At 70.4% G+C, this 13649-nt stretch carries 11 protein-coding genes; 2 read left to right on the top strand and 9 right to left on the bottom strand.

From position 1 onward, the window contains the following. Positions 1-161: 161 nt before the first annotated feature. From AQJ46_RS23095 to AQJ46_RS23065, 7 genes are all read right to left on the bottom strand, one after another. Positions 162-1874 carry an NlpC/P60 family protein gene (locus AQJ46_RS23095; RefSeq protein ID WP_059207410.1) on the bottom strand — a complete coding sequence of 571 codons (1713 nt, stop codon included), beginning with the start codon at positions 1872-1874 and terminating at the stop codon, positions 162-164. A 137-nt stretch (positions 1875-2011) separates the two neighbouring features. Then, complete coding sequence (locus tag AQJ46_RS23090) at positions 2012-3067, bottom strand: NAD-dependent epimerase/dehydratase family protein (RefSeq protein ID WP_059207409.1); 1056 nt, start codon at positions 3065-3067, stop codon at positions 2012-2014. Positions 3068-3207: 140 nt separating this feature from the next. Then, entirely contained in the window at positions 3208-4461 is a 1254-nt protein-coding gene (locus tag AQJ46_RS23085; protein ID WP_059207408.1) for a glucarate dehydratase family protein, read from the bottom strand. After that, on the bottom strand, positions 4458-5366 hold the full coding sequence (locus AQJ46_RS23080; protein WP_059207407.1) for a 5-dehydro-4-deoxyglucarate dehydratase: 909 nt from the start codon (positions 5364-5366) through the stop codon (positions 4458-4460). Before AQJ46_RS23080 ends, AQJ46_RS23085 begins: the two co-directional genes overlap by 4 nt. Before the next feature lie 27 nt (positions 5367-5393). Then, the gene (locus AQJ46_RS23075) at positions 5394-6338 is read right to left on the bottom strand and encodes a carbohydrate ABC transporter permease (protein ID WP_059207406.1); all 945 of its coding nucleotides are present in this window, start codon (positions 6336-6338) and stop codon (positions 5394-5396) included. Next, positions 6335-7255, bottom strand: a complete 921-nt coding sequence (locus AQJ46_RS23070; RefSeq protein ID WP_059207405.1) for a carbohydrate ABC transporter permease — start codon at positions 7253-7255, stop codon at positions 6335-6337. The genes AQJ46_RS23075 and AQJ46_RS23070 overlap by 4 nt, the downstream gene beginning before the upstream one ends. Then, positions 7252-8586, bottom strand: a complete 1335-nt coding sequence (locus AQJ46_RS23065; RefSeq protein WP_059207404.1) for an ABC transporter substrate-binding protein — start codon at positions 8584-8586, stop codon at positions 7252-7254. The genes AQJ46_RS23070 and AQJ46_RS23065 overlap by 4 nt, the downstream gene beginning before the upstream one ends. Positions 8587-8761: 175 nt before the next feature. Between AQJ46_RS23065 and AQJ46_RS23060 the strand changes: the two genes are divergently transcribed. Beyond that, positions 8762-9628, top strand: a complete 867-nt coding sequence (locus tag AQJ46_RS23060) for a fructosamine kinase family protein (protein WP_059207696.1) — start codon at positions 8762-8764, stop codon at positions 9626-9628. Positions 9629-9890: 262 nt separating this feature from the next. On the opposite strand, the gene AQJ46_RS23055 is transcribed toward AQJ46_RS23060, so the two are convergent. Further along, positions 9891-12062 (bottom strand): TerD family protein, encoded by a 2172-nt coding sequence (locus AQJ46_RS23055; protein WP_059207403.1) that lies wholly within the window; start codon positions 12060-12062, stop codon positions 9891-9893. Positions 12063-12139: 77 nt separating this feature from the next. Then, positions 12140-12523 carry a DUF5997 family protein gene (locus AQJ46_RS23050; protein WP_059207402.1) on the bottom strand — a complete coding sequence of 128 codons (384 nt, stop codon included), beginning with the start codon at positions 12521-12523 and terminating at the stop codon, positions 12140-12142. Between the two features lie 58 nt (positions 12524-12581). Between AQJ46_RS23050 and AQJ46_RS23045 the strand changes: the two genes are divergently transcribed. After that, positions 12582-13370 (top strand): LysR substrate-binding domain-containing protein, encoded by a 789-nt coding sequence (locus AQJ46_RS23045; protein WP_059207401.1) that lies wholly within the window; start codon positions 12582-12584, stop codon positions 13368-13370. Positions 13371-13649: the final 279 nt, after the last annotated feature.

Here is a 13649-nt window from a genome sequence, read left to right as displayed (position 1 = left end):
GAGGAAGGACTTGCGGGTCCATTGCTGGTGCGGCACGAGACGCTCCCCCTGGTTGGCATGGTCAGGCCAGAAAGCGCTTTCTCCGGAACCCTAGGCGAGGTGTTCGCGGGGCGTCCAGAGGTGTGCGTGAAAGGAGTGCCGTGATGTGCTCGCCGAGCGTGTCAGACGGGCCGTATCGCGCCGCGGATGATCGACTCGCCGGTCGGGTAGATCGACTCCTCGCGGATGGACGCACCCGGGCCCGGCGCGTGGATCATCATGCCGTTGCCCGTGCACAGGCCCACGTGGCTGAAGTCGTCGTGGAAGAAGACGAGGTCGCCGGGTTGCATGGCGTACAGGGACACCGCCGTGCCGGTGCTCGCCTGGCCGAGGGCGGTGCGGGGGAGGGAGACGCCGGCGACCTTCCAGGCGGCCTGGGTGAGGCCCGAGTTGTCGTACGAACCCGGGCCCGCCGCGCCCCAGACACAGGGCTTGCCGATCTGGGAGCGGGCGAAGGCGAGCACCTGGATGACCTTCGAGTCGTAACCGGGGTCGACGGTGGGGAGATCGGCGCTCGGGGCCGCGGCCGGCTGAGGCGCCTGCCAGTCCGGCTCGGGGGCGCGGGGGGCCGGGATGGCCGGGATGCTCTGGACGGCGGCCGGGGCGGTCCGGACGGGGTCGGCCGACGGGGGTGCGATCGTCGCGAGGGGGGCGGTGAGGGGGGTGGAGTACTCGGGGTAAGCCGTGGTGAGTTGCGCGGAGTACTCGGCGAAGCCTGTGGTGGTCTGTGCGGTGTACTCGGGAAATCGCGGGGTGGCCGGTGCGGCGTATTCGGGTATGGCGGAGGTGAGTTGGTCGCCGTAGTCCGGGAAGCCCGTGGTCGACTGTGCGGTGTATTCAGGTGTCCCGGCGCCGAGTTGGCCGCTGTAGTCCGTGAACCCCGTGGTCGTTTGTGCGGTGTACTCGGGGTACCCCGCGTTGACCTGCGGGACGTACTCCGGGAAGCCGGTGGCGGGTTGGGTGGCGTACTCGAGGGTCCCGGCAGTGGGTTGCGTGGTGTAGCCGGCCGCCGCGATGGCCGGCTGCGAGGTGTGATCGGGGGTCGCGGGGGCTGGTTGCGGGGCGTACTCCGGGTAGCCGGTGGCGGGTTGGGCGGTGTACTCGGGAGCCACGGTGACAGGCTGGGCGCTGTACTCGGGAACCCCGGTGACGGATTGCGGAGTGTATTCAGGGACCCCGGTGACGAGTTGGGGGCTGCCCAAGGCCGGCATTTCGCCGGTGCCGGTGAGGTTCTGCGAGGCCGGTTCCGGTGTCCACGAAGGTGACTGGGCCGGGGCGGCCGTGAGCGCGGCCGGTGCCGACTCCGGTGCGCTCGGCAGGGCGAGCATGGGCGCGGCGGTCAGTTCCGGCATGGCGCGTTCGGCCGGCTTCGGTTCGCGCGCCGGGGGAGTGTCCGACGGGCGCTGGCGACGTGACTCGGCGGGGCGGGCGGTCACGCGGTCGGAGGGCAGGGTCGCCGCGATCATCGGGCCCGTCTTCGCGCGGGCCGCGCCGTACCACTGCTTGGCGATGTCGTCGAGGGCGGGATCGCCGCCGGTCCCGCGCCCGCCGCCGGTCCTGCGCCCGCCGCCGGTCGCCGGACCGGTACGGCCGCGGGTGCTCGACGCCGTTCCGGCCGCGCGCGTGGCGTTGTAGGTACCGGAGTCGGTCTCGGCCCGGTCGTAGAGATTGGTGACCCGCCGGCTCACCTCGTCATGGCTCGGCCCCTCGTCCGCGGCGGCGTTGCCGGTCTGCGAGAGGAGGGCCGCGGAAGCGATGGCGGCCGTCGCGAGTGCTGAGTTGCGCTTGGCCGGGAGGCTGAACCCTCCATTGCGCGAAATTCGATCCGGCGCCATGAAAGACGTGCCCCTTCCGTCGTGCTGCTCGCCGTCAACTTAGCCAACTTGTGAGGCTCTCGTGAAGGTTGAAGTGTGAAAAGCGTGAGATGTAACTGTGACCTTCGTCGCGTGCGAGCCGGTCCTCCTGGTGCAAATCAGCGTTTTCCCTGTTGAGCGAGCCACGCCTCGTAATGATCGAGGACCGTCTCCTCGACCGGGCGGTAGGTGAGGCCCAGTTCGTTCACGCTGCGGCTGTTGTCCACCGTGAAGCGGATGCCGAGGTGTTTGCGGATGTAGTCCTGGGTCAGTCCGAAGGCGGGGCCGAGTACGCGCACGGGCCAGTGCGGGAGCGCGGTGCGCGGGATGCGCAGGCCGCGGGGATGGCGGGTGCGGATGATGCGGGACATCTCGTGGAACGACGTCATCGTCGGCGCGGCCAGGATGTAACGGCCCTTGGCGTCGGGGTTCTCCGCCGCCGCGATGTGCGCGTCGGCCACGTCACGGACGTCGACCGTGGTGAAGCTGAAGTCCGGGGCGCCATAGAAGAAGTAGCCCTTGAAGAGTTCCTCCAGGAGGAAGAGGCTGCCGGACTCGGAGGCGGGCGCGAGCGAAGGGCCCAGGATCAGGCCGGGGTTGACGGACACCATGCGCCAGCGGTCCTGCGCGGCCTCCGCGTCCCAGGCCGCGCGCTCGGCGACCGTCTTGGCGTAGTGGTACGGGTTGTTCTCCACCGTGCTGCTGGTGTTGAAGTACTTCTCCGACAGGACCTGCCCGTCCATGTCCCGCACGTCGGAGTAGTCGCCGAAGATCGCGCCGACCGTGGAGGTGAAGACCAGCCGCTCCACCGTCGGGGTCCGCTCGATGCCGGCCAGGACGATGCGGGTGCCGGTCAGGGCCGGGTCGACCATGTCCTTCTGGCCGTCCTTGATCTTCTCCGGCATGAAGAACGGCGAGGCGACATGGAAGACGACGCGACAGCCCGCCATCGCCTCGTCGAAGGAGCCCTCATCGAGGAGGTCCGCCTCGAACAGCGCGAGCCGGCCGGGGAACTCCGCTTCCAACTGCCGCAGCGGCCGCACCTTCGCCGCGTTCGCGAGACTGCGCACGGTGGCGTGCACCTCGTCACCCCGCTCCAGCAGCCGCCGTACCAGATGGCTGCCGACGAAACCACTGCCGCCGGTCACCAGGACGCTGCCCGACTCCGCACCCATGCGTCGCTCCTCCACCCGGGGAGTGACATTGAAGCACCGGCGGATCTTCGGCGGGAGGTGACCGGACTCGGGTGGCAGCCCTGGGCCGGAAAAGCCAAGGCGCCCGGGTTCGCCGGGCGCCTTGGCTCTTGGGGGTTCTGTCACCAACGGGGAAGCCTGAGTTCGTAGTCGGGCTGGAACCGCTGCATGTATCCGGTGTCGTCGCGGCTGCGTACCCCGGAATCGAGGTAGAGGCGGTGCAGCCGGTCCAGGGACTCGTGGTCGAGCTCCACGCCGAGGCCGGGGCCGGTCGGGACCTTGACCTCGCCGTCGCGGAACTCCAGGACACCGGGCAGGACGACGTCGTCCGCCGAGTTCCACGGGTAGTGCGTGTCGCAGGAGTGGTCGAGGTTCGGGATCGCCGCCGCCACATGGGTCATGGCGGCCAGGCTGATGCCCAGGTGCGAGTTGGAGTGCATGGACAGGGCGAGCCCGAACGCCTCGCAGACCGCGGCCAGTTCACGGGTGCGGCGCAGACCGCCCCAGTAGTGGTGGTCCGTCAGCAGCACCTGGATCGCGTTCTGTTCGATCGCGGGCCTCAGGTGCTCCCAGGCGATCACGCACATGTTGGTGCCCAGCGGCATCGGCGCGTCCTTCGCCACCGCCGCCATGCCCTCTATGCCCTTGGTCGGGTCCTCCAGGTACTCCAGGACACCGTCGAGTTCACGGGCCACGTACCTGGACGTCTCCACCGTCCAGGCCGTGTTGGGGTCCAGGCGCAGCGGCTGCCCCGGGAACGCCTCCGCGAGTGCCTTGATCGCGGCGATCTCCTCGTCGGGCGCGAAGACACCGCCCTTCAGCTTGAACGACCCGAACCCGTACCGCTCCTGCATCAGCCGGGCCTGCTCCACGACGCCGGCCGGGTCCAGGGCCTCGCCCCAGTCGTCGCCGACGGCGGCGCGGCCGTCGAGGGCCGGGTGTTCGGCCCACTTGTAGAAGAGATATGCGGCGAACGGCACCGAGTCCCGTACCGTCCCGCCGAGCAGGTCGCTGACCGGGCGGCCGAGCAGCTTGCCCTGCGCGTCGAGACAGGCCACCTCCACCGCCGAGGTGGTCCAGCCGCGCTCGTGGGAGCTGGGCACGGTCGGGAGCAGGGCGGCGTCGATCGCGGCGCCGAGGGCGGTCGTGTCAAAGACGTCCATGCCTGCGACGACCTTCGCCGCGGCCTCAAGTCGTTCCAGGCGGGCCACGCCGCCGGGGGACTCGCCGAGGCCCACTGTGCCGTCCTCCAGCACGAGTTGGAGGATGATGCGCAGGGCGAGGGGCTCGTGGACGCCGTTGGAGTTGAGCAGCGGCGGGTCGCGGAAGGCGATCGGGGTGACGATCAGTTCCTTGATCCGGGTCGGGTCGCTCATGCGCCGACCACCTCCAGGCCGTGGTCGATGAGCCTGGACAGGCGCGCGAGGTGCTCCGGGGCCGGATCGACCAGGGGCGCCCGTACGCCGCCGACGTCCAGTCCACGCAGGGCCACTCCCGCCTTGACGAGCGCCACGGCATACCCCGGCACCTCGTCGCGGAGCTGGACGAGGGGGCCGTAGAACTCGTCGAGGAGGGTGTCCAGAAGCGGTCGGTCGCCCGCGGCGAGGGCCCGATGGAAGGCGAGGGCGATCTCGGGCGCGAAGGCGAACACGGCGGAGGAGTACAGCGGGACGCCGATGCCCTGATAGGCGGGCGCGGTCACCTCCGCCGTCGGGAGGCCGTTGAAGAACTGGAAGTCCTCCGTGCCGGGCACGGCACGCACCGCGCGCATGATGCGGTGCATCCGCTCGATGTCGCCGAGGCCGTCCTTGAGGCCGACGACCCTGGGTAGTGCGGCGATCTCGGCGGCCGTCTTTTCGGTGAGGCGGGCGGTGCCCCGCTGGTAGAAGATCACCGGGAGCTCGCTCGCGGCGGTGACCTCCTCGACGTAGCGCACCAGACCCTGCTGCGGGGCCGTCACGAGGTACGGCGGGAGCAGCAGGATGCCGTCGGCGCCGGCCTGCGCCACGCGGGCGGCCTGGTCGCGGGCGACCAGGGTGGGGCCGCCGGCCGCGGCCAGGACGGGCACCCGGCCCGCGGTCGTCTCGACCGCGACCCGGGTGGCCCGCTCGATCTCGTCGGGTGTCAGCGCGTGGAACTCACCGGTGCCGCAGGCGACGAACACGCCGCCCGCACCCGCCGCGACGCCGCCGTCGATGTGCTGGGCGAGCCGTTCCTCGTCCAGCGAGCCGTCCGCGGTGAACGGCGTCACCGGGAAGAACAGCACTCCTTGGAACTTCATGTCTCCCTCAAACGTGGGGGGTCGGGGTCAGCCCTTCGTGGCACCGGCGGCGATGCCGGTGACCAGGGAGCGCTGGAGGAGCAGATAGACGATCAGGCTGGGTATCAGGGCGATGACCGCACCGGCCAGGACCACCCCGGAGCCGACCTCGGGGTCGGTGCGCAGGATGGACAGGGCGACGGTGACCGTGTAGTCGGTCGGGTCCTTGGAGGCGATCAGGGGCAGCAGGTACTGGTCCCAGATCATGATGAAGCCGAGCACCCCGGCCACGCCCAGCGCGGGCTTGCACAGCGGCAGGATGATCTGCCAGAGCATCCGCAGTTCGCCGACGCCGTCGAGGCGGGCCGCCTCCTCGATCTCGGCGGGGATGTCCCGCATGAACTCGGTCAGCATCATCACCGAGAAGCCCCAGGCGCCCAGCGGCAGGATGACGCCCCAGACCGTGCCCTTCAGGTCCAGGTGGACCACCGGGACGTCACCGAGGACCAGGGACAGGGGGATCGCGATGACCTCCTCGGGCAGCATCAGCGTCATCATGAACAGCATCATGATCAGTGCCTGGCCACGGAACCGGTGCCGCGCCAGCGCGTACGCGGCCAGCGTGCACACCACGAGCTGGAGCAGCAGTCCGCCGCCCGCGATGACCAGGGAGTTGCCGAGGTAGTCCCAGATGCCGCGCTCGCCCGCCACCCTGAAGTTCAGCAGCGTGCTGTCGTGCGGCAGGAACGACAGCGAGGATCCGCTGGGGTTGGTGGTGAAGGCGCCCGAGAAGATCGTCAGGAACGGCGCCGCGAAGACGACGAGGGCGATCAGACAGAGCAGGATGCGCAGGGCCCAGGCGAGACCGGGCCGGTCGTTCCAGCCGAGGGCGGTGTCGAAGCGGGCCGGGGTGGTCCGCTGCGCCGGGGTGGTCCGTCCGGCCGGGGTGTCAGGTGCCGCCGGCCGGACGGGGTCGATGACGGGGGCGCTCATCGCGCTTCTCCCCTCTTACGGAGGTTGTTGACCAGGACGGTGAGCAGCAGCGTCACGCAGAGCAGGACGACCGAGGCCGCCGAGGCGCCGCCGATGTCGTTGCGGGTGAAGCCCAGGGTGTAGGCGCGGGTCATCCAGACGTCGGTGGACCCGGCGGGGCCGCCGCCGGTGAGGACGTAGACCTCGGTGAACACGCGCAGTCCGCGGATCGTGGCGAGGGTGAGCACGATCATGAGCGCCGGACGGATCGCGGGAAGCGTGACGTACCGCAGCCGCTGCCACAGCGAGACACCGTCCATCGCCGCCGCCTCGTACAGCGAGCGGTCCACGCCCGCGAGACCGGCCAGGAAGATCACCATGTTGTACGGCGCCCAGATCCAGATGCCCATCACCATCGTCGAGTACAGCGCGATGTCGGGGTTGTCGAGGAACTGGACGGTCCCGAGTCCGAAGAAGTGCAGGCCGCTGTTGAGCAGGCCGTCGGAGGTCGGGTAGTACATCAGCCGCCACAGCTCGCCGACGACCGCGGTGGCCGTGACGGCGGGCAGGAAGACCGCGGTACGGAGGAACTTCAGCGAGCGCGCCTGGCCCTCGAGGAGCAGCGCGAGGGCGAACCCGAGCAGGATCGCGCCGACCGACTGGCCTATGCCGAGGATCAGGGTGTGCCCGATGGCGTCCTGGAAGCGGTGGTCGGTCAGGACCCGGCTGTAGTTCTCGAGGCCGATCCACTTGTCGCCGAGGAAGGGCCTGACGTCGAGGAAACTGAGCCAGATGCCCTTGGCCATCGGCCAGAACTTGAAGACGAGGGCGAGCAGCAGACCCGGAGCCAGGAAGAGCCAGGGGACGACGGCCTTCTTGTCGAAGGCCCTCCTGCCCGTGCCTTTGCGCGCCGCGGGGGCGGGAACGGTAGCGGTCATTTCAGCAGGTCCTGGTCCTTGAGGTCACCGGCGAGGGTGTCGTTCAGCTCCTTGAGCTGCGAGCGGACGTCACCGCCGCAGTACGTGAAGATCGCGTTCAGCGCGTCGGCGGTGTCCTGCTTGATCGGAGCGAAGTCCGGCGCGTTCGGGAACTGCTCGGAGGCGTCCTCGTAGGCCTTCTGTACGACACTCCAGCGGGCGTCGTTCCTGACCTTCGCCGCGTCCAGCGTGGAGTTCACGGGGATACGGACGACGGGCTGGTGGCCGTCGACGCTGGTCATGGCGATCTTCTGGCCCTCGGCCGAGACCAGGAACGAGGCCAGCGCCAGCTCCTGCCTGTCCTTGCCGGTCTTGGCACCGAGGTAGACGTTCTCGCCGTCGGCCAGCACATCGCCGCCTGCCGGCCCTGCGGGGGCCGGGACGACTTCGTACTTGTCCTTGCCGGGCGTGGCGTCGAAGGTGGTGATGTTGTACGGGCCGGTCATGTACATCCCGGCGTTGCCGTCCTGGAAGTTGGTGGCCGTCGCCGTGACGGCGGTGATCGCGCCGGGCTGGACGACACCCTTCCTGCCGCAGAAGAGGTGGTCCTTCATCCAGGTCACGGCGTTGATCGCGGCGGCCGAGTCCATGGCCGGGGCGTACGTGCCCTTGCCGTCCGGCGCGATGATCTGTGCGCCGCCCTGCCACAGGAAGCTCGCGCCCCACCAGGCGGCGTAGCCGTTCTGGGCGCTGGCCGGTGCGACGATGCCGTAGGTGTCGGCCTTGCCGTCGCCGTCCGGGTCCTCGGTGGCGAAGGCCTTGGCGACGGAGAGCATCTCCTGCCAGGTGGTCGGCACCTTCAGCCCGAGCTTCTTCAGCCAGTCGGTCCTGATCATCAGGGCCTGGGCCTGACGGGAGTAAGGGATGCCGTAGTGCTTCCCGTCGATGCCGACCGTGGAGGACCAGGACTTGTCGGTGATCCGGTCGCCGCCCGCGATCGAGGCGGGGTCGATCGGCTTGAGCAGGCCCTGGCTCTGGTAACTGCCCATCAGCGCCGTGTCGTTGATCATGACGTCCGGCAGGTCCTTGGTGGACGCGCGGCTCTGGAGCTGCTGGTCGAAGTTGATGACCGGCTGGTAGTCGATCTTGATGCCGGTCTTCTTGGTGAAGGCGGCGAAGACCCGGTCGTAGGTGGCGGCCGAGTCCGGATTGCTCCGGGTCCAGACCTCCAGCGTGTTGGGGTCGCTGCTGCCCGCGCTGTCGGAGCCGGAGCCACAGGCGGCCGTTGTGAACATCAATCCCGCGACGGTGGCCGCCGCGGCCAGGCGGCGTCGTCGTCGGCGATCGCCCATGGACACTCTCCGTTCATATCCGTGAACCCGCTTCACGAATCTAAATGATCGGCCAAGCTACGGATCGTTTCTTCCGTATGTCAAGACATGACTGAGAGTCTTCACAGAGGCTGTGCACGAGCCCTTGGGGAACGCTGGTGCGAAAGCAGTGGCGTGAGTGATCAGGGAGACGCAGGTGTACGACGACAGCGACGGCCCGGGTGCGGCGGCGGAGCGGCTCACCGGCCATACGGCGACGGATGAGCGCCCGCTGTCCGGCGCGCTGACCGAGGTGGTCCTCGACGACGGCCGGACGGTGGTGGTCAAGCGCACCGACAGTCCGGAGGAGGCCCGGGCGGAGGCGACGGGGCTGCACTGGCTGGCCGGAGCCGGCACGGTCCGGGTGCCGATCGTGTACGGCCAGGACGGCCACTGGCTGGTCACCGACCTGATCGCGCGGGGTCGGCCGAACCGGGAGGCGGCGCTCGACCTGGGCCGGGCACTGGCCGGGTTGCACCTCGCCGGGGCACCCGCCTTCGGCTCGGCGCCGCCCGGTGGCCCACGGGACGCGTACATCGGGCGAGCCCCGATGCGCAACGTCGAAGGCGCCGAGTGGCCCGAGTGGTACGCCGAGCACCGGGTGCTGCCGTATCTGCGGAGCGCGGTGGACGACGGCACGATCGAGCGCTCGGAGGCAGAGGTGATCGAGCGGCTCTGCGCGCGGCTGCCCGACCTCACGGGCCCCGCCGAGTCGCCCGCCCGGCTGCACGGCGACCTGTGGAACGGCAACGTGCTGTGGGGCGCCGACGGCCACGCCTGGCTGATCGACCCGGCCGCGCACGGCGGCCACCGCGAGACCGACCTCGCGATGCTCCACCTCTTCGGCTGCCCGCACCTGGACGAGGTGCTGCGCGGCTACGAACAGGTGGCACCGCTCGCCGACGGCTGGTCCGACCGCATCGGGCTCCACCAGCTGTTCCCCCTGCTGGTGCACGCCGTGCTGTTCGGGCGGGGATACGCGGAACAGGCCCTCAGCACGGCGAAGGCGGCCCTGGAACGGTGAGTACACCGGTCCGGGCCGCCTGAGCCTGTGACATCGCGGGCGAGGAAAGCGAAGGAGCTGATTTCACGCCCCGAGAGGCAGTCGCTGAGAAGGAAGCTCCCTCATGGCCTCGCCACGGGCGGTACGGCCGCGGTGACCCGCGGGTGCCGCCCGGTGCGATGTCGACGGCGAGGAAAGCGAAGGGGCTGGAGCTTTGGAGGCCCGGTTTTCAGCCGGTGAGAAGGAAGCCCCTTCATGGCCTCGCCAAGACAGACGCTAGCAGTCACGCGGGGATCAAGTCGCGCAGATTTTCCGGGGTGATGACCACCGAGTCAGGGTGCAGCCCCTCAGGACGCTCCAGGCCGATGTAGGTGACGGGCACGTCCGGCACCGACCCGGCGTCCCAAGGCGCCACGTCCGTACCGCCGTTCGCCATCAGTTCGGTCAGATACCCGACCGTGAGCTGCTCGCGCTCCACGACGGCGCGCAGCAGCGTCGCCACCGACACCCGGTTGCCCTCGACGCGGTTGTACGCCGGATGCCCCTTCAGGTACAGGTGCAGCCACTTGGCGTGCCAACTCCCGTCCTGCGCACGCCGGAACGCCAGCGGCAGTGCCACCCGGCCCGGTCCGCGCAGCTCCGACTTCATCCGCACGGTACGCGCCTCGAAGGGCCGCCCCTGCTGCTCGGTCTCGCGCAGCATGAACCCGAAGAACGACTCCTCGGCCTCCTCGAACCCCTCCCCGGAGTAGATGTTGACCTGCGGGACGATGTACGTGCCCCGCACCGCACCGAGCCGCAGATTGATGAACTCCGAAGCGCCGTCAGGGGCGTTGGTGATGTCACCCGAGTGCTCGCCCTCCACCTCGCGGAGATTGGTGTACGACAGCCACGACACCGTGTCGTACTTCGCGTCCAGCAGGAGCGCCGACAGGTCGTAGTCGGTGACCCGCTGGGTCTGCTTCCAGTACACGAAGAACCGCAGCAGCTCCCCGTCGACCGGCGAGACGGAGCCGCGCGGCAGCACACCGAGTCCGGCCGAGGTGGCCCGGCCGCTGAGCGGAAGCGCCACGTCGAGGACGTCGGGGCCGACCAACAGCCGTTCCGGGGACGGGAGTCGACGGCCGATCTCCGCGTCGAGCGTGGCGATCAGACGCTCCCGGTCCGCCTCCGGTACGGCCGCACGCGTGTCGTCGGCGACGTGCGCGCGGCCGAGCCGGTTGATGAACACCCGCTTGCGGCCCGTCTCCGCGGCCCGGTTGTGCAGGTACTCACGCACCGACAGCACGACCCGCCCGGAGACCTCCGAGGCGGTGTGCTCCACGGCGGCCACCACCGCGTCCCGCTCCTCCTGCGTGCGCGCGGTGCGCAGCAGCCGGTCCAGCGCGCGGAAGAGCCTGCCGGGCGCGGACTTGAGCAGCTCCGCCGCCCCGGTGACGTCGTCCGCACCGAGCAGTGCCTCGACGCGCGCGTCGAAGGTGTACGCCTTCTGCTCGCCCCGGGCGACGGCGAACACCTCGGCGGCACGCGGCCACTGGGGGTACTCGTGCGGGTGGAGCCGCTCGCCGAGCCGCTTGAAGGCCTCGCGGTGCGCGAGGACGTCGGCGAGCTTGGCCGGGGCGGCCGCGACGACCGAGTCGAGCCCCGCGAGCAGGGACCGTCGGGCCGGCCGCGGCAGGGCGCGGAACCGGGTCGGCTCCTGGAGGGACACATCTCCGCCCGACAACGCGCAGGCGAGCCGCAGCACATCGGTGACGGTGTCCAGCAGCAGACCCGAACCCGCCTTCAGCCGGGCCTCGTTGACGACGGCACGGTTCTCCCGCACCGGGATCTCGTCTGGCTGGGGCCCGTCGGCGCAGTGCTCGGCGAGCACCTTGAGGTCGGCCAGGTGCTCGTCGCCGAGCGGCGTGGCGCTGCCGGCCAGCGCCAGGTACAGGGCGGTGACCTCGTCGTCCAGGGAGCCGCCCAGGTGCAGGACGGTCAGCCGGTCGCCCACCGCGGCCGTCAGCTCGTCGTGCGCGGCGAGCATCTCGTCGTACGTGTGCTGGTAGTTGCCGTACGACGGCAGTGTGAGCAGGTTGATCACACCGTTGCGCAGCTGGGTCAGGACGCCGGAGCGGGCCTTGCCGTCCTCCAGGGCCTCGCGCACGCAGCGCATCCAGAACTCGAAGGTGTCCGGGACGTTGGCCGGGAAGTCCTTGAAGTAGACGTTGTGCCGCACATGGTCGCCGGCCATCTCACGGACGGCGGCGAGCGTGTCCACGGCGGTGTCGACGACCGTGGCCTCCGGCAGCCCCGACAGTTGCCTCAGCGCATCCGCCGACAGCTTGAAGCCGACGGACATCAGCGCGGCGTCGAACTGCCGCGCCGCGACGGCGCCTTCCCCGACGGGACCCGCGGGGGAGGGGAGACGGAGGGTGTGCCGGATGACCAGGAGTTCCAGACGGTGGACCATTCCGGAATGGTCGCAGAGGTGTTCGACCCGGCGCACCGGAGTTTTCGGGGGGCCCCGGTCTTCCGGTGGCCCCGGCGTCAGGACTCCTGGCCCTGCTTCTTCTCCTTGATGCGCGCCGCCTCCTTGCGGACCTCCGCCTGGGTGTCGCGCTCCTTCTCCAGCCACTCGGGACCGTCCTCCCGCAGCGCCTCGATCTGCTCGGTGGTGAGCGGCTCGGTGACCCCGCCGCGCGCGAGGCCCGCGATGGAGACGCCCAGCCTGGCCGCGACGACCGGGCGGGGGTGCGGGCCGTTCTGGCGCAGGTCCTGGAGCCACTGCGGCGGATTGGCCTGCAGTTCGTTCAGCTCGGCGCGCGAGACCACGCCCTCCTGGAACTCCGAGGGGGTGGCGGGGAGGTACACACCCAGCTTCTTCGCCGCGGTCGCGGGCTTCATCGTCTGGGTGCTCTGGTGCGACTTCATGGAGTCCAGACTATCGGCCGCGCACGAGACCTCCGACCACAGTGGGTAACCTTGCCGCGTGACAGACTCGCCAGAACCCCCCTCCTTCCGGCTCGCGTACGTCCCCGGGGTGACGCCCGCCAAGTGGGTGCGGATCTGGCACGAGCGGCTGCCGGACATCCCCCTGGAGCTCCTCCAGGTGAGCGCCGCGGAGGCCTCCGACGTGTTGCGCGACGGCGGTGCGGACGCCGGTCTCGTACGGCTGCCGGTCGACCGGACGGTGTTCAGCGCGATCCCCCTCTACTCCGAGACGTCGGTCGTCGTGGTCCCCAAGGATCACGTGGTGACCGCGGCGGAGGAGGTGACCCTGGAGGACCTGGCCGACGAGGTCGTCCTCCACCCCCTCGACGACGTCATCGGCTGGGACCAGCCGCCGGGGGAGCCGGCCTTCGAGCGCCCCGCCACCACGGCGGACGCGATCGAACTCGTGGCCGCGAACATCGGCGTCCTCGTCGTCCCCCAGTCCCTGGCACGCCTCCACCACCGCCGTGACCTCACCTACCGCCCGGTCACTGACGCGCCGCAGTCCGACATCGCCCTGTCCTGGCGGGAGGACGCCACGACGGACATGGTGGAGGACTTCATCGGCATCGTCCGGGGGCGGACGGTCAACAGCTCCCGGGGGCGCACCCAGCCGGAGCCGGAGCGCAAGCAACGGCCCGAGAAGAGCGGCGGCCGCAAGCCCGCGGCCGGTGCCGGGAAGGGCGCGGCGCGGGGGTCCTCCGGCGCGGCCAAGGGTTTCCGCGGCGGGTCCGGCAACGCGAAGGGTGCCGGCGCCCGACGGGGGAAGCCCAAGAGGAGGGGTTAGCTTTTCTCGGGGCTCGGGGCTCGGGGCTCGGGGCTCGGGGCTCGGGGCTCGGGGCTCGGGGGCGCGGCTGGCGTTGTGAGCCTGGCGTTGGGAGTGCGGAGCCCGGGTGCCGGATGCGCGGTCCCGGTGCCCGGGGCCCGGAGCTCGTGAGTCGGAGACCCAGCGCCCGGGAGCCCGGGGCAGGAGCTCAGAGCGGGGGAGCCTGGAGTTTGCGGCTCGGTGCGCGGAGTCGGGGTGCCGGAGGTTGTGAGTCCGGGAGTTGAAGGCCTGGGGCTGGGA

This window comes from Streptomyces canus (genome assembly GCF_001514145.1).
In the GTDB taxonomy this organism is placed as follows: Bacteria; Actinomycetota; Actinomycetes; order Streptomycetales; family Streptomycetaceae; genus Streptomyces; species Streptomyces canus.
Note: the sequence above shows the minus strand (reverse complement) of the source record. Positions and strands in the feature narration are given on the sequence as shown.

Coding starts and splice junctions, on each gene's coding strand:
- AQJ46_RS23095 (WP_059207410.1), bottom strand. CDS start 1,874: ATGGCGCCGGATCGAATTTCGCGCAATGGAGGGTTCAGCCTCCCGGCC.
- AQJ46_RS23090 (WP_059207409.1), bottom strand. CDS start 3,067: ATGGGTGCGGAGTCGGGCAGCGTCCTGGTGACCGGCGGCAGTGGTTTC.
- AQJ46_RS23065 (WP_059207404.1), bottom strand. CDS start 8,586: ATGGGCGATCGCCGACGACGACGCCGCCTGGCCGCGGCGGCCACCGTC.
- AQJ46_RS23080 (WP_059207407.1), bottom strand. CDS start 5,366: ATGAAGTTCCAAGGAGTGCTGTTCTTCCCGGTGACGCCGTTCACCGCG.
- AQJ46_RS23075 (WP_059207406.1), bottom strand. CDS start 6,338: ATGAGCGCCCCCGTCATCGACCCCGTCCGGCCGGCGGCACCTGACACC.
- AQJ46_RS23085 (WP_059207408.1), bottom strand. CDS start 4,461: ATGAGCGACCCGACCCGGATCAAGGAACTGATCGTCACCCCGATCGCC.
- AQJ46_RS23070 (WP_059207405.1), bottom strand. CDS start 7,255: ATGACCGCTACCGTTCCCGCCCCCGCGGCGCGCAAAGGCACGGGCAGG.
- AQJ46_RS23055 (WP_059207403.1), bottom strand. CDS start 12,062: ATGGTCCACCGTCTGGAACTCCTGGTCATCCGGCACACCCTCCGTCTC.
- AQJ46_RS23050 (WP_059207402.1), bottom strand. CDS start 12,523: ATGAAGTCGCACCAGAGCACCCAGACGATGAAGCCCGCGACCGCGGCG.